Annotated in this window: 15 protein-coding genes and 3 pseudogenes; 11 read left to right on the top strand and 7 right to left on the bottom strand. The window is 70.3% G+C overall.

What is annotated here, in order from left to right:
• Nucleotides 1–171 precede the first annotated feature (171 nt).
• The 6 genes and pseudogenes from OG933_RS39250 (at nt 172) to OG933_RS39225 (ending at nt 6,313) form a co-directional block, all read left to right on the top strand.
• On the top strand, nt 172–1,083 hold the full coding sequence (locus tag OG933_RS39250; protein ID WP_030039820.1) for an alpha/beta hydrolase: 912 nt from the start codon (nt 172–174) through the stop codon (nt 1,081–1,083).
• 183 nt (nt 1,084–1,266) lie between these two features.
• On the top strand, nt 1,267–3,156 hold the full coding sequence (locus tag OG933_RS39245) for a propionyl-CoA synthetase (protein WP_405631800.1): 1,890 nt from the start codon (nt 1,267–1,269) through the stop codon (nt 3,154–3,156).
• Between the two features lie 55 nt (nt 3,157–3,211).
• Nucleotides 3,212–3,646 (top strand): annotated as a pseudogene (locus OG933_RS39240) (ATP-binding protein); the annotation flags it as partial.
• A 234-nt stretch (nt 3,647–3,880) separates the two neighbouring features.
• Nucleotides 3,881–4,948, top strand: a complete 1,068-nt coding sequence (locus OG933_RS39235) for an alkene reductase (protein WP_405631797.1) — start codon at nt 3,881–3,883, stop codon at nt 4,946–4,948.
• 245 nt (nt 4,949–5,193) lie between these two features.
• Nucleotides 5,194–5,607, top strand: a complete 414-nt coding sequence (locus OG933_RS39230) for a winged helix-turn-helix transcriptional regulator (protein WP_405631795.1) — start codon at nt 5,194–5,196, stop codon at nt 5,605–5,607.
• Nucleotides 5,608–5,740: 133 nt separating this feature from the next.
• Nucleotides 5,741–6,313 carry a TetR/AcrR family transcriptional regulator gene (locus OG933_RS39225; protein WP_405631793.1) on the top strand — a complete coding sequence of 191 codons (573 nt, stop codon included), beginning with the start codon at nt 5,741–5,743 and terminating at the stop codon, nt 6,311–6,313.
• 274 nt (nt 6,314–6,587) lie between these two features.
• Here OG933_RS39225 and OG933_RS39220 read toward each other — a convergent pair whose 3' ends face one another.
• Nucleotides 6,588–7,190, bottom strand: coding sequence for a TetR family transcriptional regulator (locus OG933_RS39220; protein ID WP_405631791.1), 603 nt, complete (start codon nt 7,188–7,190; stop codon nt 6,588–6,590).
• Nucleotides 7,191–7,732: 542 nt separating this feature from the next.
• On the opposite strand from OG933_RS39220, the pseudogene OG933_RS39215 reads away from it, so the two are divergent.
• From OG933_RS39215 to OG933_RS39205, 3 genes and pseudogenes are all read left to right on the top strand, one after another.
• Nucleotides 7,733–8,742, top strand: a pseudogene (locus OG933_RS39215) (NADP-dependent oxidoreductase).
• A gap of 97 nt (nt 8,743–8,839) precedes the next feature.
• Nucleotides 8,840–9,712 (top strand): alpha/beta fold hydrolase, encoded by an 873-nt coding sequence (locus OG933_RS39210; protein WP_405631789.1) that lies wholly within the window; start codon nt 8,840–8,842, stop codon nt 9,710–9,712.
• A gap of 440 nt (nt 9,713–10,152) precedes the next feature.
• A complete protein-coding gene (locus OG933_RS39205) occupies nt 10,153–10,716 on the top strand; it encodes a hypothetical protein (RefSeq protein WP_405631786.1) in 564 nt (187 codons plus the stop codon).
• 144 nt (nt 10,717–10,860) lie between these two features.
• On the opposite strand, the gene OG933_RS39200 is transcribed toward OG933_RS39205, so the two are convergent.
• Together OG933_RS39200 and OG933_RS39195 are read right to left on the bottom strand one after the other, a co-directional pair.
• Nucleotides 10,861–12,039: an acyl-CoA dehydrogenase family protein gene (locus tag OG933_RS39200; protein WP_405631783.1), complete on the bottom strand. Its 1,179-nt coding sequence runs from the start codon at nt 12,037–12,039 to the stop codon at nt 10,861–10,863.
• A gap of 109 nt (nt 12,040–12,148) precedes the next feature.
• Nucleotides 12,149–12,541 (bottom strand): hypothetical protein, encoded by a 393-nt coding sequence (locus tag OG933_RS39195; RefSeq protein WP_054240781.1) that lies wholly within the window; start codon nt 12,539–12,541, stop codon nt 12,149–12,151.
• Nucleotides 12,542–12,734: 193 nt separating this feature from the next.
• On the opposite strand from OG933_RS39195, the gene OG933_RS39190 reads away from it, so the two are divergent.
• A complete protein-coding gene (locus OG933_RS39190; protein ID WP_393821939.1) occupies nt 12,735–13,100 on the top strand; it encodes a DUF6479 family protein in 366 nt (121 codons plus the stop codon).
• A gap of 182 nt (nt 13,101–13,282) precedes the next feature.
• Here OG933_RS39190 and OG933_RS39185 read toward each other — a convergent pair whose 3' ends face one another.
• On the bottom strand, nt 13,283–15,670 hold the full coding sequence (locus OG933_RS39185; RefSeq protein WP_405631780.1) for an ATP-binding cassette domain-containing protein: 2,388 nt from the start codon (nt 15,668–15,670) through the stop codon (nt 13,283–13,285).
• A 333-nt stretch (nt 15,671–16,003) separates the two neighbouring features.
• Between OG933_RS39185 and OG933_RS39180 the strand changes: the two genes are divergently transcribed.
• Nucleotides 16,004–17,926 carry a PAS domain S-box protein gene (locus tag OG933_RS39180; protein ID WP_405633650.1) on the top strand — a complete coding sequence of 641 codons (1,923 nt, stop codon included), beginning with the start codon at nt 16,004–16,006 and terminating at the stop codon, nt 17,924–17,926.
• On the opposite strand, the gene OG933_RS39175 is transcribed toward OG933_RS39180, so the two are convergent.
• From OG933_RS39175 to OG933_RS39165, 3 genes and pseudogenes are all read right to left on the bottom strand, one after another.
• Nucleotides 17,910–18,887, bottom strand: coding sequence for an alpha-L-glutamate ligase (locus OG933_RS39175; RefSeq protein WP_362521654.1), 978 nt, complete (start codon nt 18,885–18,887; stop codon nt 17,910–17,912). The genes OG933_RS39180 and OG933_RS39175 overlap by 17 nt on opposite strands.
• A gap of 364 nt (nt 18,888–19,251) precedes the next feature.
• Nucleotides 19,252–21,635: pseudogene (locus OG933_RS39170) on the bottom strand (phosphoketolase).
• Between the two features lie 324 nt (nt 21,636–21,959).
• Complete coding sequence (locus OG933_RS39165; protein ID WP_054240776.1) at nt 21,960–22,412, bottom strand: RpiB/LacA/LacB family sugar-phosphate isomerase; 453 nt, start codon at nt 22,410–22,412, stop codon at nt 21,960–21,962.
• Between the last annotated feature and the right edge of the window lie 95 nt (nt 22,413–22,507).

Genomic DNA, 22,507 nt, shown 5'->3' with positions numbered 1-22,507 from the left:
CGCTGATCACTCTCGGTCGCCCGCACGCGCCGCCGCGCCCCCGCAGCCAGAGGTGCCCCGATCCCTCCTAGGTTTACTTTTCTATACTCAGCCAGTAGCGTCACGACCAGCACATCAACCTGGCTGCACGCGGGACGTGGGCGTGGCAGCAACCTGCGAAGGAGCACCACCATGGGAGCAAGCCCAGAGGCACGGCAGTTCGCCCAGTTCCTCGAGAGCGTGAGCGCGAAGTCCTCGACGCCGGGCCTCGACCTGGCCATCGTCCGCGACATCGTCGACTCGAACCACAAGGCGTCCACCGAGCCGGAAGGCGTCACGTACGCCGAGGTGGACGCGGGCGGCGTCCCCGCCCTCTGGGCCATCCCCGAGGGAGCCGATCCCGACCGGGCTCTGCTCCACTTCCACTTCGGCGGGTCGGTCACCGCCTCGATGCACTCGGACCGCAAGGCTGCGGGCCATATCGCGAAGGCGGCCGGTGCCCGCTCTCTCGTCGTGGACTTCCGCTTGGCGCCCGAACACCCTTACCCGGCGCAGCTCGACGACGCCGAGACGGCGTACCGGTGGCTGCTCTCGCAGGGCTATGAGCCGCGAAACATCGGCAGCACGGGCCATTCGATCGGCGGCACCCTCGCGGTGATGCTCCCGCTGCGCCTGCTCGCGCAGGGGGAGGCGACCCCGGGCGCGATCGTCAGCGTCTCGCCGTGGACCGACCTCACCATCCAGAACGCGTCGGTGGACGAGAACGAAGACAACGACAAGATGCTCAGCAGGAATACTCTTGAGCTCTTCCGCGGAGCCTGGCTCCAGGAGCCCGGAGTGGACTTCGCCGATCCGAAGATCAGCCTCGTGAACGCCGATCTGACCGGCCTGCCTCCCACGATCGTCCTCTACGGCGAGTACGAGACCCTCGCCGACGACGGCGCCCAACTGGGCCGTCGCCTCAAGGACTTCAAGGTCACCTCCGAGGTCCACCCGCTGCCCGAGGGACAGCACTCGTTCGTCCTGGGCGCGGGGCGCGTACCCGAGGTGGACGAGGCGATCCAGCAGATGGGTCAGTGGCTCCGCAAGCACCTCGGCGCGTGAGCTGAAGCCACACCGGGCGGAGCGGCCTTTCGGCCCGACCGCCGCACCACCGCGAGGCCGGTGACCGGTCCACCGGTCGTCGGCATCCTGCTCGACCCCGTCGGCCGGCATGCGGTGCCTGTGTCCGACACGGTTCCGCACGGAGCAACACCACCGTCCCTTGATGCCACAAAGGAGTGCGCGATGGGAACGTACGAGGATGTCTTCCGCGCCAGTACCGAGGACCCGGAGAGTTTCTGGCTGAAGGCGGCGGAGGGCATCGACTGGGATGTCTCCCCGCATCGTGCCCTGGACTCCTCGGGCGCACCCTTCTACCGCTGGTTTCCCGACGGTCGGCTCAACGTCTGTTTCAACGCGGTCGACCGGCACGTCGAGGCCGACCGCGGTGAACAGGCTGCGCTCATCTATGACTCGCCCGTGACCGACACCCGGCGCACCTACACCTACGCGCAGCTGAGGAACGAGGTGGCGGCCTTCGCGGGAGCACTCGGGCGGCTCGGTGTGGGGCACGGCGACCGTGTGGTGATCTACATGCCGATGGTCCCCGAGGCCGTTGTCGCGATGCTGGCCTGCGCACGTATCGGCGCGGTGCACTCGGTCGTCTTCGGCGGGTTCGCCCCGCGCGAACTCGCGCTGCGCATCGATGACGCGGCCCCCAAGGTGGTCGTCTCCGCCTCCTGCGGCATCGAGGGCCAGCGTGTCATCGCGTACAAGCCCCTGCTCGACGAGGCGATCGAGCTCGCGGCCCACAAGCCGGAGAAGAGCGTGATCCTGCAACGCCCCCAGGGGAAAGCTGAGTTGGGGCCTCACGATCTCGACTGGGCCGACCTGGTGGCTACCGCGCCGCCGGCCGACTGTGTTCCCGTCCCCGCAACCGACCCCCTCTACATCCTCTACACCTCCGGAACCACCGGAAAGCCCAAGGGAGTCGTGCGTGACTGCGGCGGCTATGCGGTCGCCCTCCACTGGTCGATGGGGGCCGTCTACGACGTGGGCCCGGGCGAGACGATGTTCACCGGCTCCGACGTCGGCTGGGTCGTCGGGCACTCGTACATCGTCTACGCGCCATTGCTGGTCGGCGCGACGACGGTGCTGTACGAGGGCAAGCCGGTGGGCACCCCGGACGCGGGCCAGTTCTGGCGCGTTGCCGCCGAGTACGGGGTCAGGACCATGTTCACGGCACCCACCGCGTTCCGGGCCATCCGCAAGCAGGATCCGAAGGGAACGCTCACCGCGGGCTACGACCTGACCGGCCTGCGCCACCTCTTCCTCGCCGGCGAGCGCCTCGATCCCGAGACCTACCACTGGGCGAGCGATCTGCTGGGCATCCCGGTGATCGACCACTGGTGGCAGACCGAGACCGGCTGGCCCATCGTCGCCAACCCGGTGGGCATCGAGGCGGCTCCCCTCAAGCCCGGGTCTCCCACTCGCCCGCTGCCGGGATGGGACGTCCGGGTCCTCGACGCTTCGGGGGAGCCGGTGCCCGCAGGCGTCGACGGCGCGATCGTCGTGCGGCTCCCGCTGCCGCCCGGCGCACTGCCCACGCTCTGGCAGGACGACGACCGGTACGTCGCCTCCTACCTCTCCGCCTACACCGGCTACTACCTGACCGGCGACAGCGGTCACATCGACGAAGACGGCTACGTCTTCGTCATGGGCCGCACCGATGACGTCATCAACGTCGCCGGACACCGCCTGTCCACCGGCAGCATGGAAGAGGCCTTGGCCGCCCATCCCGACGTCGCCGAATGCGCCGTCATCGGCGTCGCCGACGCCCTGAAGGGGCAGGTACCGCGCGGCTTCGTCGTCCTGAAAGCCGACGTCGACCGCGAACCGGGCGAGGTCGAGGCCGAACTCGTCCAGCTCGTGCGCGAGCGCATCGGCGCCGTCGCCTCCCTCAAGGACGTCGCGGTAGTAGCCGCCCTGCCCAAGACCCGCTCGGGAAAGATCCTCCGCAAGACGATGCGCGGCATCGCCGACGGGCACGACGAACCCATCCCCTCCACAGTGGACGACCCCGGTGTCATCGAGGCCCTGCGCCCTGTTCTCCGCCGCGCCGGTCACACCCCGTGATCGACTGTCGCCTTCCCTGGCTTACGGTGGGCGGGCGCGCCCGGCGGACTGCCCCACCGGAGCCTTTGACGCCGACCATGTCGCGACCTGGGGTCTCCCCAGCGACCCGGCAGTCGTCTCCACGGCCCGCGTCCAGGCATCCGATCAACTGACCGCCTGAGGGCTGGAGGAACTGGCCTTCACCACCGAACTCGTGGTCAGCGAACTCGTGGTCAACGCACTGGTGACGACCGCCATCCGCAACGGCAAGAGCCCCATCAAACTGCGGATGATCCTTCAGTCCGCCCTGACGCGCGCAGTCTCCGACACCAGCAGCACCGCCCCGCACCTGCGCCGTGCCCGGGTCTTCGACGAGGGCGGCCGCGGCCTGCTCCTCGTCGCCCACCCCACCGAGCACTGGGGCACACGGCACAACCGCGAGGGCAAGGTCATCTGGGCGGAGCAGGCGATTCCAGCTTCCGTTGCAGAACTCCCATCCGCTCTGGCGTGAGGTTCTTGCGCGAGCTGCGCCGCGCGGCTTCGTGCCCCATGCCGGGACCCACTTGCCACAGCCCACCCGACCGCATAACATTACGATCGTAATTTGATAGGCCGATGCCGACTCGGTCGGCGGGCGCAGGGCGGGTGCGTCTTCGGACCCGGAAGCAGAAGAGCCCGGTGTCCACGTCCACGCGGTGTCCCCCGGCCCTTTTGGAACCACCACCCATCACCTGAGGAATCACCCATGCTCAACGCCCTGTGGAACCCGACCGTCGTCGGAGAGATCACCCTGCCGCACCGGCTGGCCATGGCCCCCCTGACCCGCAGCAGGGCCACCCCGGACGGCGTGCCGACCGAGCTGAACGCCGAGTACTACGCCCAGCGCGCCTCGCACGCGCTCATCATCACCGAGGGCACCCAGCCCTCCGCCGACGGCCAGGGCTACCCGGTGACCCCGGGCATCTACACCGAGGATCACATCGCCGGCTGGCGCAAGGTCACCGACGCCGTACACAAGGCCGACGGACGCATCGTCATCCAGCTGATGCATGTCGGGCGGATCTCCCACCCGGACAACACGCCGCACCACCGCCGGCCGGTGGCCCCCTCCGCGATCAAGCCGACGGGCCTGACGTTCACCCCGTCCGGGCTCCAGGAGATGCCGGTGCCGCGCGAGCTGACCACCGAGGAGGTCGCCGCGACGGTCGACGACTTCCGGCGCGCCGCGGCGGCCGCCATCGCGGCCGGTGCCGACGGCGTCGAGATCCACGGGGCCAACGGCTACCTGGTCAACCAGTTCCTCTTCCCCAGCACCAACCAGCGCACCGACCGGTACGGGGGATCCCTCGACAACCGCATCCGCTTCGCGGTGGAGGTCGCCACGGCCGTGGCCGACGAGATCGGCGCCGGCCGCACCGGCATCCGCATCTCTCCCGGCAACCCCTTCCAGATCAACGACCTCGCCGAGAGCGACCCCCACGAGCTCTACCCGCACCTCCTGCGCGCCCTCGCCCCCCTCAACCTCGCCTACCTCCACATCGGCCACGGCAACGACGAGGAACTCCTCTCCACCCTCCGCAAGCTGTGGCCGACCACGCTGATCCTCAACCGGGCCGGCGCCGACATCGCCACCCGCGCCAAGGACATCGAGGACGGTCTGGCCGACGTCGTCACCGTCGGCACCATGGCCCTCGCCAACCCCGACCTCGTCGAGCGCGTACGCTCCGGCGCACCCCTGAACACCCCCGACCCCAACACCTTCTACGGCGGCGGCGCGGCCGGCTACACCGACTACCCCACCCACGCCGCCTGACGAAGAGCACGGCGCCCGAAGGAATCATCATCCTTCGGGCGCCTGGGCACGACTGCGGCGCACGGCAGCCGGCGACCCGAGGAGTCACCGGGCTGCCACCGACGTGCTCCGCAGTCGTTTCACCTCGCACTCCGGCGTTCTGCGCCGAGATCGAGGGAGTCCGGCATCACGGCCAGACCGATACCGGTCGCCGCCGAGGCTCACTGGCGAGCACGGAGAACTGCCCCGTCCAGCGCACGCTCGACGTGATCGGAGAGAAATGGACGTTGCTGATCCTGCGTGACGCCGTCAACGGAGTCCGCCGCTTCGACGACTTCCACCGCCATATCGGCCTGTCGGAGGCCGTCCTCAGCGACCGCCTCCGCAAGCTGATCGCAGCCGGCGTCCTGAGGACCGTCCCCTACCAGGAGCCGGGCAGCCGCTCCCGCAACGCGTACCGACTGACCCGCAAGGGCTGGGACCTGTGGCCCGTCCTGATGGCACTGAGCCAGTGGGGCGAGGCGTACACCCTCGACGCCGAGGGGCCCGTACTGGACATCCGTCACACCGACTGCGACGCCCCGGTCCGCGTCATCGTCGAGTGCTCCGCGGAACACTCCACCCTTACCGCCGCGGAAGTCACCGCCCGACTCGGACCCGGTGCCCGCATCCGGTCGTGAGCACGCCGGACATGGGCACGCCGGACATGGGCACGCCGGTCATGGGCACGCCGGTCATGATATTACGCGCGTCAGGCCATGGATTACCCTTGAGTGCGAAGCATGGGCCTTACCGAGCGAACGGAGGAAGCTCGTGGTGCGCTACGCCAAGGAGCACAAGCAGGTGACGCGGCGACGCATCATCGAGAAGGCCGGCCACCGGTTCAAGCAGGACGGCATCGACGGCTCGGGCATCTCCACGCTGATGGCGGACGCGGGGCTCACCAACGGAGCCTTCTACGCCCACTTCGCATCCAAGGACGACCTCGTCGCCCATGTCGTGGCCGAGGAACTGCACACGCAGATCGCGAGGTACGGCACCCTGCGACCCGGCCGCCCGGGACTCGAGGACCTCATTCGCGAGTACCTGTCCCCCGAGCACCGGGACAACCCCGGCCTCGGATGCCCCTCCGCCGCCCTTCTCGACGAGATCGGCCGCTGCGAGGACGGGACCAGGCAGGCCTACAGCGACGGCGCGCGGGCCATCCTGGAGGAGATCTCCGCCCGCCTGACACCCGAGGACCCTCGGTCCGCTCAGGCCAAGGCCATCGGGCTGTTCACCATGCTGGTGGGGACGATGCAGCTGTCCCGCGTCCTGTCCGACCAGAAGCGCGCCGATGAGATCCTTGAGCTGGGGATCGAGAACGCTCTCGCGTTCATGGGGTGAGGCGGAAGGCGAGGTCGCGTCAGTGAACGGGCGCCTCGAGCCGCTCACCCAAAGGGCGCCACGCCCCTGAGGCACCACCCTCGGCCCAGACTACGACCGCACGCACGCCTTTTACCGCTCGATGAACTCGAGAGCCGTCTCCACGAACTGCCCGTGGAACTGGAAGATGCCGCCATGGCCGGCGTCGGGGCAGAGGACCAACTCACCGTTCGGCACTCGCCGCGCCAGGTCGACCGAGTTCTGGGTCGGAATTGTCCAAGGGGGTGCGGGTGTGTCACATCGCGGGGCTGGAGTGCCCATGCTCCACGCCCAGCAGGGCGAAGGCGTTGTGGATGCCCTGTTCGAGCAGTTCGTCGGCAAGCTGCCGGTCGGTGAGGGCTCGGGAGAGCTGGAGTGTCCCGGCCATCATGGCGTAGGCGCCGAGCGCCTTGGCGCGGACCGAGAGGGGATCGTCGGGTGCCAGGCGGGCGGCGATGCCGTCGATGACCATCAGTACGCCGTCGGTGTAGGCCTGCTTGGTCGGGTCTGTGCAGCGCCGGATTTCGTCGAGCAGGGCGGCGGAGGGGCAGCCGTCGTCGGAGCTGTCGCGATGCTGGGCGGACAGGTACCAGCGCACGATCTGCTCAAGTCCTGCGCGCCCGGGTGCCGCCTGCGCGACGATGCTCGCGTTCTGCGCCTGCAATTGGTCGGCGACCGCGGTGGCCACGAGGTCGTCTTTCGACGTGAAATGGGTGTAGAAGGCGCCGTTGGTCAGCCCCGCGTCCGTCATGAGGGTTGAGATGCCCGAGCCGTCGATGCCGTCCCGTTTGAACCGGCGTCCGGCCGCCTCGATGATCCGCTGCCGGGTCGCCTGCTTGTGCTCTTTCCCGTAGCGCACGGCGCGCTCCTTTGCTCGTCGGAGGGGCTGCTTGCTCCTGACGGGCACCCTCGTCATATTGTATTCCGATCGTACTTCAATAGATTCGAGGCTCCGGTGACTGCCCGTTCGGCGGCGAGGTGCCATGCCGGGTGGCGCGGTGCCCCTCGCTCGGGGGTGTTCATTGCGCGTCGTGGAGTGCGGTCGACTGCGAGGGCTCGCTTGCGATCCATCGTCTCCGTGCACAGCATTATGAGTGCAATTCAATGACCCTCGGTCAGCGCCGCCTCAGTGCTCGGCAAGGCGGATGCCGGGGTGATCAGAACGAGCCGGCCGGCATGGGTCGGCACCCGCCGCTATGCGACCTGGCCGACAGTGTCGGTGCAGCGCATCGGGCGCCGGCGAAGAGAACTTTGTCCCTTGCGGTCCACCGGCCCGCCATTTAGCATTACGATCATAATGTCAAGGGCTGTGGCGTCCGTCCCCCAGGGAAACCTGGGATGCCCAGGAATCCCGCGAGGCACATCACCCCCGTCCACTGCGGACGAGATACGGAGACGACGATGAGGGCCCTCACGGTAGAGCGCTACGGCGACAAGGCCGGCGTGCGGGCCGGTGAGGTGCCGGACCCGGAGGTGGGCGCGGCGCGGACGACGCGCTGGTCCGGATTCATTCCGCGACCGTCAACCCGCTCGACCGCATGATCCGGAACGGGGAGCTGAAGGTGATCCTGCCGTACCGGCTCCCGGTCGTCCTGGGCAACGACCTCGCCGGAATCGTGGTCGAAGTAGGCGCGGCCGTCACGCGCTTCGCGGTGGGCGACGAGGTCTTCGCGCGGCCCGACAAGGACCGGATCGGCACGTTCGCCGAACTCATCGCGGTGCACCAGGACGACGTCGCGATCAAGCCGGCCACGCTGACCACGGAGGAGGCGGCGTTCCTTCCCCTGGTCGCCCTGACCTCGTGGCAGGCGCTGGTCGAACGGGCGAACATCCAGCCGGGCCAGAGAGTCCTCGTCCACGCGGGCTCCGGCGGCCTGGGCACCATCGCCATCCAGCTGGCGAAGCACTTGGGTGCCCACGTGGCGACGACCACGAGCACGGCCAACGTCGGCCTGGTGAAGCGGCTCGGCGCGGACGTTGTCGTCGTCTACAAGAAGCAGGCGTTCGAGACCGTGCTGCACGACTATGACGTCGTCCTGGACTCGCTCGGCGGCGAGACGCTTCTGAAGTTCCTGGACGTGCTCGAGCCTGGCGGACAGGCCATCACTGTCTCGGGCCCTCCTGATGCCGCTTTCGGCAGGGAACTGGGAGCGAATCCGGTGATCCGGCTGGTGATGTCCGCGCTATGTTCCCGGATCCGGCGACGCGCCCGGCGGCGGAACGTGACGTACTCGTTCCTGTTCAAGAAGGCCAGCGGGGACCAGCTGCGCGAGCTCACCCCGCTCATCGAGGCCGGCAGGATCCGGCCCGTCGTCGACACCGTGTTCTCGTTCGAGTCGGCCCCAGAAGCGCTGGAGTACCTCGAGACAGGGCGCGCGAAGGCAGGCAAGGTCGTCCTCAAGATGACGTGAGGGAGCACCGACCGGTCAAGGCGCTCCGCGGGCGCCGGCACAGCACCACCCGCGGCAACGAGAAGTGCTCTGAAACTCGCTACAGAAGGACCTGGACATGAACACACCGCGGAATTCACCGTCCTCCTCGCCGTCGTCGTCGTACCGGAACGCGCCGACCCGCTCCGTGTCCGTCCACGGCGAGGACTTCGCCTACCGGGAACTCGGCCCCGAGGACGGCGTACCGCTGATCCTCCTGATCCACCTGGCCGGGGTCCTGGACAACTGGGACCCGCGCGTCGTCGACGGACTCGCCGCACGACGCCGGGTCATCGCCTTCGACAACCGCGGGGTGGGCGGATCGAGCGGCTCCACACCGGACACGATCGAGGCGATGGCCCGCGACGCGGTGCTGTTCATCCGAGCCCTCGGGTTCGACCAGGTCGATCTGCTCGGCCTGTCGATGGGCGGCTTCATCGCACAGGTCATCGCGGAACAAGAACCTCACCTCATCCGCAAGGTCGTCCTGGCGGGCACAGGCCCCGCCGGGGGCACCGGCATCGACAAGGTCCCGGCGCTCACCATCCAGGCCACGCTCAAGGGCGCCCTGACCCGCCAGGATCCCAAGCTCTCCCTCTTCTTCGCCGAAACCGAGGGCGGTCGGCGGGCGGGACGGGCCTTCCTGGAACGGCTGAAGGAGCGCACGCACCACCGCGACAAGGACATCTCGTTGCCGGCGTTCCGAGCCCAGCTGAAGGCCATCAAACAATGGGGCCGCCAGGCGCCGTCGGACCTGTCGGAGATTCGCCAACCGGTGCTCGTGGCAAACGGCGAGAACGACCGCATGGTGCCCAGCCACAACACACTCGACCTGGCCGCCCGCCTGCCCCGGAGCGAACTCGTGCCCCTCTACCCGGATGCCGGACACGGGGGGATCTTCCAGTACCACGATGAATTCGTGGCAAGGGCACTCGAGTTCCTTGGGTCCTGAACCCGGGCCAAGCCGCGCTCCCCGCACCTTCACGCTCGCACAACGCCCTTGGAAACGTCAGCTCGGCGGTCACCGTTCGCCGGTGCCCTGGCCGTGGAAGGCGGCCCCACCATGCTCAGCCGTGCCTGAGTGCGGCCCTGTACGTCGTCGGTCGGCCCGCGCGACGAAAGGGCGTCCAGGCAAACAGTCGCGCTGGGTTGGCGCACAGTATCCGCAGGGCTTCGGTGGGGCTGAGGTCCGCCGTGAGCCAGGTCGGGGTCGTGCTGCAGACACGGCCATTTGCTCATGCCGGGTCCACGACCGGTCGCTCCCTCACAGCATCCGCTCATCGCCTCCGGCGCTCAGCAGGCTACAGGGTGGTGTAGCCGCGTTCATGGCTGGCGAGGTCGACGCGGGAGAACTCGCCTGCGCTGGCGTGAGGGGTGAAGACGAGGCCACCGATGGCTTGTCCGCTGATCCGCCTGTCCTACCTCGCCGTCCACTGCCACTTCGGCCTCGACCAGGTCCACCTGGCCGCCGACAGCCACTCAGCCCGGCACTGGGTCAACGCCGTCGTCCACGAGTTCCTCATCCCCGCCACTCAAGTCGGCGTGAAGATCCCCGTCTCCCCAGACGGTGACGTCGGGCAGATCCACACCGCCACACGCTTGATCGCCCCGGGCATCGGCTGCATGTGGTGCAACGGCCTCATCGACCCGACCGAACTCGCCATCGAGATGCACCCCGAGACCGAGCGCGAGCAAGCCCGGTACGTCCCCGGTGTACCCGCGCCCAGCGTGATGCCTTTGAACACACTCGCCGCCGGCGAAGCCGTGACCCAATTCCTGCTCGCATCCGCCGGCCTGCACGAGAACGACAGCGATCTGGGATCAGTCATCCACCGGCCTCGAGTCCGCGAACAGCATCTCCAAGATCCCCGCCAGAACGGCGGCTGCCGATGGTGTACCCCACGGGCAACCTCGGACGCGGCGCCAGCGGAGAACTCTCAGCCTGCCAGGCGGTAAGTTCTCGATCTTGAGTTGGAGCCGCCATCGCCGCGAAGTCGCAGTCGACGGCGTTTCCAGTGCTCGCGGCGAAGTGCCAACTGCCGCATCACGGCTCGGCCGTCATCCTGATCCCACAGACTAAAAAGCCTCGTCACAGACAGGCTAACGCCGTACCCGCGGCATCCCCAGGCCGATCCACGAGATGATCTCCCGCTGGATCTCGTTGTTGCCGCCGCCGAAGGTGAAGATCACGGCGGACCGGTAGCCGCGTTCGAGTTCGCCGTGCAGCACGGCGCCCGCCGATCCCTCCTGGAGTGCGCCGGGGGCGGCGACGACCTCCATCAGCCAGGCGTAGGCGTCCCGGCGGGCCTCCGAGCCGTAGACCTTGACGGCGGAGGCGTCCTGCGGGGTGAGGGTGCCGTTCTGGAGGGCGCCGACCATCTGCCAGTTGAGAAGCTTGAGCGCGTCGAGCTTCACATGGGTCCGGGCGAGCAGGCGGCGCACCCAGGGCAGGTCGACGACCCGGCGGCCGTCGGCGAGCTTGGTCTCCGTCGCCCAGCGCTGCACGTCGTGCAGGGCGCGGATCGCCATCGTGCCGTGCGCGGCGAGGGTCACCCGCTCGTGGTTGAGCTGGTTGGTGATCAGCCGCCAGCCCTGGTTCTCGGCGCCGACGCGCCGCGAGACGGGGACGCGGACGTTCTCGTAGTAGCTGGCGGTGGTGTCGTGCGAGGCGAGGGTGCGGATCACCGTGCAGGAGTATCCGGGGTCGCCGGTCGGCACGAGGAGCATGGTGATGCCCTTGTGCGGCGGGGCCTCGGGGTCGGTGCGCACCGCGAGCCACACCCAGTCGGCGGTGTCGCCGTTGGTCGTCCAGATCTTCTGCCCGTCGACGACGTACGTGTCGCCTTCGCGCACCGCGCGCGTCTTGAGGGCGGCGAGGTCGGTGCCCGCGTCGGGTTCGCTGTAGCCGATCGCGAAGTCGATCTCACCGGCGAGGATCTTCGGCAGGAAGTACGCCTTCTGCTCGTCGGTGCCGTACCGCATGATCGTCGGTCCGACCGTGTTCAGCGCCATCAGCGGCAGCGGCACGCCGGCCTGGGCGGCCTCGTCGAAGAAGACGAACTGCTCGATCGGGGTGAGGCCGCGGCCGCCGTACTCCTCGGGCCAGCCGACGCCGAGCCAGCCGTCCGCGCCGAGCCGGCGGATCGTCTTGCGGTAGAAGCGCTTCGCGGCGACCGGGTCGATGTGCCGGGCGTAGGCGTTGTGCGGCACCAGTTCGGCGAAGTAGGCGCGCAGTTCGGTGCGCAGTCGCAGTTGCTCGGGCGTGTGGTCGAGGTGCACGGCGCCTCCTGGCTCCCAAGGCCGGTCCTGACGGCGCACACGGTAGAACGTGTTTCAGAAATTGGGAATGGCAGGGGCTCGCTCCCTTCGGTTCCCGGGCGCGGGGGTCTCAGGCCAGCGTGGCCATGAACTCCGTGCAGGCCTCGGCACAGGCGCGGCAGGCGGCAGCGCCCTCCTCGGCTCCGGGGTGCTTGTCGAAGACGTGGGCGGTCTCCAGGCACACGGTCCGGCACCACTCCAGCTGGGCGCGGATGCCGGCCTCGTCCAGGCGGTTGTCCTCGGACAGCACGCGGCAGGTCGCGTCGCACACCTCCGCGCACATGATGCCCTTGCGGCGCAGCAGCGCCTGATCGTCGGTGCCGTCCGGATCCACGAGGCTCGCGCGCAGCGCACTCTCCCGCGCGCACTCGGTGCACGCCTGGGCACAGGCGAAGCGGTCCTCCAGGAACCGGAAGAGCTCCTGTTGCGATGTCTGGTACGTCTGAGATGTCGTCGGAGTCACCCATGACGGGTAGCCGGGCGCGGCGGCACGAAACCCGTGGACCTGCCCGGAGGCGGCGCCGGGCGTCGCGCACTGCCGCGCGCCGCCGCGCGCGAGATCGCGAGATGCCGTCCACGGAGGGCCGCAAGGCCGGAACGGCGGGTTCATACCTGGATGACGGATTCATGCCCTATTTGGTGGGTATTCGCCTGATATGACTACCGCAAGCGTTCAGCTGGCCGCCGCGAGCGGCCTGCTCAGCCTCGTGCTGTTCGTGGTCGCGATGGCCGTCCTCGCCGTGCTGGGGGGCAGCTTCTGGCTGGGCACGCGTGTGAAGTCGCGCGAGCCGGCCCGGCCGCGCCCCGAGGAACAGCCGCACCTCCCGCCGGACGGCGCGGTGCACGAGATACGCGAGAACCGGGAACCCGACGAGGTGCCACGGACGCCGAAGGGCGGCCGTCCCCTCACGCCCTACGAGCTGACCAACATGCAGACCCGGTCGAGCGGGGACAAGACACGGCCGCGCTGGAGCCGCGGCAGCAGTGGCTCCTTCGGCGGGGGCGGTATCGGATCCCACTGACCCGGACCGGCGGGCCGAGCCGAGCCGAAGGGCGCCCGGGGCCGGTCGCACCAGGCCACACGGGAGGAGTCGAGCGGGGCGGGCCGTCACGGTCGTGACGGCCCGCCCCGCTGCACCCCTGACGGCCCGCCCCGCTGCACCCGCCCCTGAGGGCCCGCTCCCCGTGCCTGCGGGTGCCTCGGTCAGGCGCCGACGTAGTCCGCGAGGTGTTCGCCGGTGAGGGTGGACCGGGCGGCGACGAGATCGGCGGGGGTGCCCTCGAAGACGATCCGGCCGCCGTCGTGACCCGCGCCGGGACCGAGGTCGATGATCCAGTCGGCGTGCGCCATCACCGCCGGGTGGTGCTCGACGACGATGACCGACTTGCCGGCGTCGACGAGCCGGTCGAGCAGGCCGAGCAACTGCTCGACGTCGGCGAGGTGCAGGCCGGTGGTCGGCTCGTCGAGTACGTAGACACCGCCCTTCTCGCCCATGTGGGTGGCCAGCTTCAACCGCTGCCGCTCGCCGCCGGACAGCGTGGTGAGCGGCTGACCGAGGCTGAGGTAGCCGAGCCCTACGTCGGCGAGCCGGCCCAGGATGCGGTGCGCGGCCGGCGTGCTCGCCTCACCGGCGCCGAAGAACTCCTCGGCCTCGCTCACCGGCATCGCGAGCACCTCGCTGATGTCGCGGCCGCCGAGGTGGTACTCGAGGACCGCGGCCTGGTACCGCTTCCCCTCGCACTCCTCGCAGGTGGTGGCCACACTCGCCATCATCGCCAGGTCGGTGTAGACGACGCCGACGCCGTTGCAGGTGGGGCAGGCGCCCTCGGAGTTGGCGCTGAACAGCGCCGGTTTCACGCCGTTGACCTTCGCGAACGCCTTGCGGATCGGGTCGAGCAGGCCGGTGTAGGTCGCCGGGTTGCTGCGTCGGGAGCCGCGGATCGCGCCCTGGTCGACCGACACCACGCCCGCTCCGGCCGGGATCGACCCGTGCACGAGCGAGCTCTTGCCGGAGCCCGCCACACCGGTGACCACACAGAGCACCCCGAGCGGGACACCGACGTCGACATTGCGCAGGTTGTGCGCCGTCGCGCCGCGGATCTCCAGCGTGCCGGTGGGCTTGCGCACGCTCTCCTTGACGGCGGCCCGGTCGTCGAGATGGCGGCCGGTGATGGTGTCGCCGGACCGCAGCCCCTCGACGGTGCCCTCGAAACAGACGGTGCCGCCCGCCGTGCCGGCCCCGGGGCCGAGATCGACGACGTGGTCGGCGATCGCGATGGTCTGCGGCTTGTGCTCCACGACGAGCACCGTGTTGCCCTTGTCCCGCAGCCGCAGCAGCAGGTCGTTCATCCGGCTGATGTCGTGCGGGTGCAGGCCCGTGGTGGGCTCGTCGAAGACGTAGGTGACATCGGTGAGCGAGGAGCCGAGGTGACGGATCATCTTGACGCGCTGCGCCTCGCCGCCGGACAGCGTGCCCGACGGCCGGTCGAGCGAGAGGTAGCCGAGACCGATCTCCACGAACGACTCGAGGGTGTGCTGGAGCGCGGTGAGCAGCGGCGCCACCGACGGCTCGGCGAGGCCGCGCACCCATGCGGCCAGGTCGCTGATCTGCATCGCACAGGCGTCGGCGATGCTGACCTTGTCGATCTTCGAGGACCGGGCGCCCTCGCTGAGCCGGGTGCCGTCGCACTCGGGACAGACGGTGAACGTCATCGCCCGCTCCACGAACGCCCGGATGTGCGGCTGGAGCGCGTCGATGTCCTTGGCGAGCATCGACTTCTGGATCTTCGGGATCAGCCCCTCGTACGTCAGGTTGATGCCGTCGACCTTGATCTTCGTCGGCTCCTTGTGCAGGAGGTCGTGCAGCTCCTTCTTGGTGAACCTGCGGATCGGCTTGTCCGGGTCGAAGAATCCGCAGCCGCCGAAGATACGGCCGTACCAACCGTCCATGCTGTAGCCGGGGATGGTGAGCGCGCCCTCGTTGAGCGACTTGCTGTCGTCGTAGAGCTGGGTGAGGTCGATGTCGGAGACCGTGCCGCGGCCCTCGCAGCGGACACACATGCCGCCGGTACGGGAGTAGGTCGCCTTCACCGTCTTCTTGGTGCCGCGCTCGACGGTGATCCCGCCGCTCGCCCGGACCGAGGCGGTGTTGAAGGAGTACGCGGTGGGCGGCCCGATGTGCGGCCGACCGAGCCTGCTGAAGAGGATGCGCAGCATCGCGTTGGCGTCCGTTGCCGTGCCGACGGTGGAGCGGGGGTCGGACCCCATCCGCTGCTGGTCGACGATGATCGCGGTCGTCAGCCCTTCGAGCACGTCGACCTCGGGCCGGGCCAGCGTCGGCATGAAGCCCTGGACGAACGCGCTGTAGGTCTCGTTGATCAGCCGCTGCGACTCCGCGGCGATCGTGTCGAACACCAGTGAGCTCTTGCCCGAGCCGGAGACGCCGGTGAACACCGTCAGCCGGCGCTTCGGGATCTCGATGCTGACGTCCTTGAGATTGTTCTCGCTGGCCCCGTGCACGCGGATCAGACCGTGGCTGTCGGCGATGTGCTGCTGCGCAGGCGGCGCGTCCGTCTTCTTGGCCATGCTCATCGTCTCTCCATCTGCTGCTCGCGACCGCCTTCGCGGGCTCGGGCGTCGCCTGGCTCGATCTGACCGACGCAACGCTATCCGTGACCCGATGACCGGCGCTTCTCGAATCCTGATCGGTTCGGTCGCGTTCAGGTTCGGACAGGGGGCGGACAGTAAGCGACAACGCGCGGCGCGGGCGGGCCGGAGGCGGTGGGATGGCCTGATTCGTCGTGCGGGATGAGGTGGAAGATGGCCGACGTGATGCGGGCTGAACCAGCGCGGCGCGCGGACACGGGGGCAGACGCGGGAGCGGGCACCGCGAAACGCAGCGTGAAGCAGAAGGCCGGGCAGAACGTGAAGCAGAAGGCCCGGCAGAAACGGTGCGGCTGCGGAGCGCCCCCGTCCCAGGGCGCGGTCGGCGGGGCCGAGGAAAGGTTCCGGGGGCTGCTGGAGGCGGCGCCGGACGCCATGGTCATCGTCGACGACTCCGGCATCATCAGGCTCGTCAACGCCCAGACCGAGGCCCTGTTCGGGCACGGCCGCGAGGAACTGCTCGGCCAGCCGGTCGAGCTGCTCATCCCGCACCGGTTCCACGGCCAGCACACCGCGCACCGGAGCGGGTACACGGCCAACCGCCAGGTGCGTCCGATGGGCGCCGGGCTCGAACTGCACGGGCTGCGCAAGGACGGCACGGAGTTCCCCGTCGAGATCAGCCTCAGCCCGCTGGAGACGGCGGACGGGCTCCTGGTGTCGGCGGCCGTGCGCGACGTCAGCGACCGCAAGGCGGCCGAGGCGCGCATCAACGAGCTCGCGGCGCTCGTGGAGTCGTCGCAGGACGCGATCCTCGCCCACACCCTCGACGGGTACGTCACCTACTGGAACGCGGCCGCGCAGCGCCTGTACGGCTACACGGCCGAGGAGGCCATCGGCCGGCACATCTCGCTGCTGGCCCCGCCGGAGCTGCGGGGCGAGATCCGCGAGCTGCTCCAGCGGCTGCGGCACGCCGAGAAGGTCGAGCACTACGAGACGCTGCGGATGACCAGCACCGGAGCGCTGCGCGACGTGGACGTGACGCTGTGGCCGACCCGGGACACCCACGGCGCCGTGGTCGGGGCGTGCGCGATCGTGCGGGACATCAGCGACCGCAAGCGCGCGGAGGCCGAACTCAAAGCCCTGTACGAACAGCAGCGGCACATCGCCCTGACGCTCCAGCGCAGTCTGATGGGCACGCCGCCCGCCCTGCCCGGTCTGGCCACCGCGAGTCGCTACCGGCCCGCCACCCAGGGCGCCGGCGTGGGTGGCGACTGGTTCGACCTGATCCCGCTGGGCGCCGACCGGGTAGGGGTGCTGATAGGCGACGTGATGGGCCGCGGGCTGGAAGCGGCCGCCGTGATGGGCCAGTTGCGGTCGGCCGCGCACGCGCTGGCCAAGACCGGTATGCAGCCCCGGCAGCTGATGCAGGCGCTGGACACCTGCGTCGGAGACCTCGACGTGCCCGACCAGCTCGTCACCTGCTGCTATCTGGTGATCGCCCCGGACGCGGGCACGGTGACGGTGTGCTCGGCGGGACATCTGCCGGTACTGGTCGCCGGGGTGGACGAGGGCGTCAACGCCCTGCCCTGTCCGGTCAACGCTCCGCTCGGCGTGGGCGACATCCTGTACGAGCAGTCCAGTTCGGAGATAGCGCCCGGAGCCACCCTGGTGCTGTACACGGACGGCCTGATCGAGACACCGGGCAGCGACATCGAGGTACGGATCGGCGAACTGACCCTGCTGCTGAACAAGTTGTTCGTCGCAACACCCTGTCTGGAGGCCGCGGCCGACCATGTCCTGGCCGGTCTGCTGCCGGACGCCGACGGCCACAACGACGACGTGACCCTGCTGCTCGCGCAGCTGCCGGCCGCGCCCCTGGCCGCCGTCACCACGCACTTCCCGGCCGCCCCGGCCTCCGTGCCGGAAGGACGGGCCTTTCTGCACAAGGCGCTGACCTCGTGGAACTGCACGGAACGGGCCGACGACGCGCTCCTGCTGCTGTCGGAGACGCTGACGAACGCCGTGCGGCACTCCGAGGGCCCGATCGCCCTGCATCTGCACCGCACCGCCACCGACCTCACGGTCGAGGTCAGCGACCCCAGTCCGCAGCTCCCCCAGCCACGGATGGCGGTCGAGGAGGCGGAGTCGGGCCGCGGTCTGATCCTGGTCCGTGCCCTCGCCGCCGGCTGGGGGGTGCGGCCGACGGACGAGGGCAAGACGACCTGGTTCACGCTGAAGCTGTGAGCCCCCGGGACGGGCCGCCGCAGGCGAGCGCGAAGGCGTCCAGGTGCGCCTGGACGTACGGCACGGCCACCGCCCGGAGCTCCAGCTCGCCGTCGACGAAGGCGGGCTGGACGTTGACCTCGAAGACGACCCCGCCGTTCTCCGCGGCCAGGTCGACACCGGCGAAGGGAAGCCCGATCGAGGCGGTGGCAGCGACGGCGAGTTCGGCGAGCCGGGGCTGGAGGTCCTGGGGGGCGATATGGACGGCGGTGGCGCCCTGGCAGGTGTTGCACGGGGTGTCGGTCTCCGGCTGGAGGTGCTCGCGGGCGTGCACGACACGGTCGCCCAGGACGAAGACACGGAACTGGTGGCGCCGGCCGTCGGCGGTGAAGTTGCCCGCGTCCCGGGAGAGCAGCCAGTCGGTGCCGCGCTCGGCGTAGTAGGCGGCGGCGAGCTCCAGTTGGGCGGGGTCGGTGACGTGGAAGGTGTCGTTGCCGCCGGTGCCGACGACGGGCCGGGCCCAGGTGTCGCGGCCGAGCCGGTCGAACGCGTCGGCCGCCTCCCGCGGGGAGGGCCGGGACAGCACGGCGGTCTCCATCTGGGCGACACCGTCCCGGACGAAGCGTTCGACGGTGAGGTTCTTCTCGGTCGCGGTCCGCCAGGCGTCGGGTCCGGCGGCCAGGGTCACCACGTCGTGGTTCTCCAGCAGCTCCTGGAAGCCGGCGAGGGCCTGCCGGTGGTGCGGCGGGATCTCGTAGAGCAGGACGACGTCGGGTACGAAGTCCAGCCGCTCCTCGGGGACCCGGAGCCGTAACCGGCCGCCGTCACGGACGCCGCGGCCGGTTCCGCCGGTCGCGAAGTGCCGGGAGTCGACCCGGACGGGCGGGGCGCCGGTGAGCAGTTCCACGGCGTCGGCGAGATACTCACGGCAGCCCTCGGGCGAGGTGGGGTCGGCGATCAGGGCGATGCACGGTCGGGACACAGCGGCCTCCAGCGGCTCTCGACGCGCGCTCGTACCGCGGACGGGCCCTCACACGGCACGAGCGGTGTCACGGATGGTGTCTGTCGCGCGGGTCGTCGTCGCGCCCGTCGCCCTTCGGAGCCGCTCCGGTGCGCGGAGCCGCGTCCGGGCCCGGCGGCGTGCCGGGCGGGGACGAGGACGAGGACGACGGTCGATCACGGGGGGTGGGACTCGCCCCGCCGGATCCGCGTGCAGGGCTGGCCGACCACTGTAAGCACCGGGCGGGACGCCGTACCAGGGCGCACGACGGCCCGCCCGCTGCCCCTCCCCCTGCGCCGTCCGCCCCGGTCCGTGCGCCCTGGCCGGTCCGCGCCGGCCCGCCGTCTCACCCGTCCCAGGTCCAGTCGGCGACCTCGGGAAGGTCGGTGCCGTGGACGCGGATCCAGTCGTGGTGGCGCAGTCGCGCGTCCTCCATCCGCTGCCGTACGGCGGCGGCGCGCACGGCGAGGCCGGGGACGCGGTCGATGACGTCCATGACTAGGCGGTAGCGGTCGAGGTCGTTGCGGACGACCATGTCGAAGGGTGTGGTCGTGGTGCCGAACTCCTTGTAGCCGCGCACGTGAAGGTTCTTGTGCCCGGTACGGCGGTAGGCGAGGCGATGGATCAGCCACGGGTAGCCGTGGTAGGCGAAGACGACCGGCTTGTCGGTGGTGAACAGTCCGTCGTACTCGAAGTCGCCCATGCCGTGCGGGTGTTCGCCGCTCGGCAGCAGCCGGGCGATGTCGACGACGTTGACGACCCGCACGGCGAGCTCCGGCAGTTCGCGGCGCAGCAACAGGGCGGCGGCCAGCACCTCCTGGGTGGGGACGTCGCCCGCGCAGGCGAGCACCACGTCGGGTTCACGGGTGCCGTTCTCGGTGCCGGCCCAGTCCCAGATGCCGGCGCCGCGCGCGCAGTGGGCGCGGGCCTGGTCCATGCTCAGCCAGTCGAAACAGGGTTGCTTCCCGGCCACGATGACGTTGACGTAGTCGCGGCTGCGCAGGGCGTGGTCGGCCACCGACAGCAGGGTGTTGGCGTCCGGCGGCAGATAGACCCGTACGACCTCGGGGCTCTTGTTGAGGATGTGGTCGACGAAGCCGGGGTCCTGGTGGGAGAAGCCGTTGTGGTCCTGGCGCCAGACGTGCGAGGTGAGCAGGTAGTTGAGGGAGGCGAGGGGTGCGCGCCAGGGCAGCTTCCGGGTGACGCGCAGCCACTTGATGTGCTGGTTGACCATGGAGTCGACGATGTGCGCGAACGCCTCGTAGCAGGAGAACAGGCCGTGCCGGCCGGTCAGCAGATAGCCCTCCAGCCAGCCCTGGCAGGTGTGTTCGGACAGGATCTCCATCACCCGGCCGTGCCGGTCGAGGTGCTCGTCGACCTGGAGGGTCTGCGCCTGCCAGGCCTTGCCGCTGGCCGCGTAGACGGCCTGGAGCCGGTTGGACGCGGTCTCGTCCGGGCCGACGAGACGGAAGTCGCGCCGGTCGGCGGTGGCCCGCATCACGTCCTCGATCAACCCGCCCAGTACCGCGGTGGGTTCGTGCCTGGTTCCGCCCGGCCTGTCGACCGGGACGGCGTGCGACTCCAGTGCGGGCAGGGGGAGTTCACGCAGCAGCAGCCCGCCGTTGGCGTGCGGGGTGGCGCCGAGGCGGCGGGTGCCGTCGGGGATCCAGGCGAGGACGTCCAGGCGGGGGCCACCGTGGGCGTCGAAGAGTTCCTCGGGCCGGTAGGAGCGCAGCCAGGCCTCCAGCTGGCGCAGGTGTTCGGGGTTGTCCCGGACGGCGGACAGCGGGACCTGGTGGGCGCGCCAGGTGCCCTCGACGGGCAGCCCGTCGACGTGGGCGGGGCCGGTCCAGCCCTTCGGGGTGCGCAGCACGATGACCGGCCAGCGGGGCGCTCGCCGGAGCCGTCCTCGCGGGCGGCACGCTGGAGGGCGGCGATGCGGTCCAGGGCGGTGTCCATGGCCTGCGCCATCGCGCGGTGGACGGCGTTGGGCTCGTCGCCGGTGACATGGATCGGATCGTGGCCGTAGCCGCGCAGCAGCTCGTCGAGCTCGGGTTCGGGGATCCGGGCCGGCACCGTGGGATTGGCGATCTTGTATCCGTTGAGGTGCAGGATCGGCAGGACCGCGCCGTCGTGGACGGGGTCGAGGAACTTGTTGGAGTGCCAGGAGGCGGCCAGCGGCCCGGTCTCGGACTCGCCGTCGCCGATCACGCAGGCCACGAGGAGGTCCGGGTTGTCGAAGGCGGCGCCGTAGGCGTGCGAGAGGGAGTAGCCGAGTTCGCCGCCCTCGTGGATCGAGCCGGGCGTCTCCGGGGCGACATGGCTGGGGATGCCGCCGGGGAAGGAGAACTGCCGGAACAGCCGGGCCATGCCGGCCGCGTCGCGGGTGACGTCCGGATACGTCTCGGTGTAGGTGCCCTCCAGCCAGGAGTTGGCGACGACCGCGGGACCGCCGTGGCCGGGGCCCCAGACGCACAGGGCGTGCAGGTCACGGGCGCGGATGACGCGGTTGAGGTGGGTGTACACGAGGTTCAGCCCCGGTGAGGTCCCCCAGTGGCCCAGCAGCCTCGGCTTGACGTGCTCGGGCCGCAGCGGCTCGGTGAGCAGCGGGTTGGCCATCAGGTAGATCTGCCCGACGGAGAGGTAGTTCGCGGCGCGCCAGTGGGCGTGCAGCGTCCTGAGCTCGTCGTCGGTGAGCCGGGCGGACGTCGCTTGCGGGTGGACGGACATCTCGGGTTTCCTTCCGGATCGGGTCACTGGGAGGCACGTGCCCGTACCTCCCCACCCTCTCCGGCCGCCGGGTACCCGACTGGGCCGAGCTACCCATACGGGCGAGCGAAGCCGTCCGTACGAGGGGCGCGGCCCCGGTGCCGTGTCCGCAGAGTCCGGCCCGGCCACGCACTCCCCCGGAGGGCACCCGCAGCCGCGGCGGCGGGGTCGCCCACGCGCACCGGGTACGCGGGCGACGCTCCGCCCCGCGATCACACGCACCGGACGCGGCGAGCCCTGGCTGCCGGGCAGACGACGCCCCGGTGCGGAGACGGCCCGGGGCCCCTAGCGCGCCCGGGCGGCGTCGAGGCCTTCGACATGGGCCACGTTCTGCCGGTCCTCGGCGTCCCCGCCCGACTCGGCGGCGAACCAGGCGTCGAGGATCTCCTTGAGCAGCGGCTCGGAGGTCAGGCGGAGGCTGAGGGCGAGGACGTTGGCGTCGTTCCAGCGGCGGGCGCCGTCGGCGGTGTAGGCGTCGGCGCACAGGGCGGCCCGGACGCCGGGCACCTTGTTCGCGGCGATCGACGCGCCGGTGCCGGTCCAGCAGCACACCACGGCCTGCTCCGAGGTCCCGTCGGCCACGTCCCGGGCCGCCGTCGCCGAGCACACCGCCCACCGGGGGTCGTCGCCGGGCCGCAGCGCGCCGTGCGGCACCACGTCGTGCCCTCGGCCGCGCAGCTCCGCGACGAGGGCGCGGGCCACTGGTTCGTCCATGTCCGAGGAGACGGAGATCCGCATGCCGGAGAGCCTACTGAGGAACCGGCCCGGGGGCACGGCCCGCGTCCGGGGCGGCGCGTGCGGACGGCCGGGCGGCGCGGAGGGGCGGCACGGCG

The sequence above is a fragment of the Streptomyces sp. NBC_00016 genome (genome assembly GCF_045040885.1).
Taxonomy (GTDB): Bacteria; Actinomycetota; Actinomycetes; order Streptomycetales; family Streptomycetaceae; genus Streptomyces; species Streptomyces coriariae.
This window is presented reverse-complemented; position numbering and strand designations above follow the sequence as displayed.

Coding starts and splice junctions, on each gene's coding strand:
- OG933_RS39250 (WP_030039820.1), top strand. CDS start 172: ATGGGAGCAAGCCCAGAGGCACGGCAGTTCGCCCAGTTCCTCGAGAGC.
- OG933_RS39245 (WP_405631800.1), top strand. CDS start 1,267: ATGGGAACGTACGAGGATGTCTTCCGCGCCAGTACCGAGGACCCGGAG.
- OG933_RS39235 (WP_405631797.1), top strand. CDS start 3,881: ATGCTCAACGCCCTGTGGAACCCGACCGTCGTCGGAGAGATCACCCTG.
- OG933_RS39210 (WP_405631789.1), top strand. CDS start 8,840: ATGAACACACCGCGGAATTCACCGTCCTCCTCGCCGTCGTCGTCGTAC.
- OG933_RS39205 (WP_405631786.1), top strand. CDS start 10,153: ATGGCTTGTCCGCTGATCCGCCTGTCCTACCTCGCCGTCCACTGCCAC.
- OG933_RS39190 (WP_393821939.1), top strand. CDS start 12,735: ATGACTACCGCAAGCGTTCAGCTGGCCGCCGCGAGCGGCCTGCTCAGC.
- OG933_RS39185 (WP_405631780.1), bottom strand. CDS start 15,670: ATGAGCATGGCCAAGAAGACGGACGCGCCGCCTGCGCAGCAGCACATC.
- OG933_RS39165 (WP_054240776.1), bottom strand. CDS start 22,412: ATGCGGATCTCCGTCTCCTCGGACATGGACGAACCAGTGGCCCGCGCC.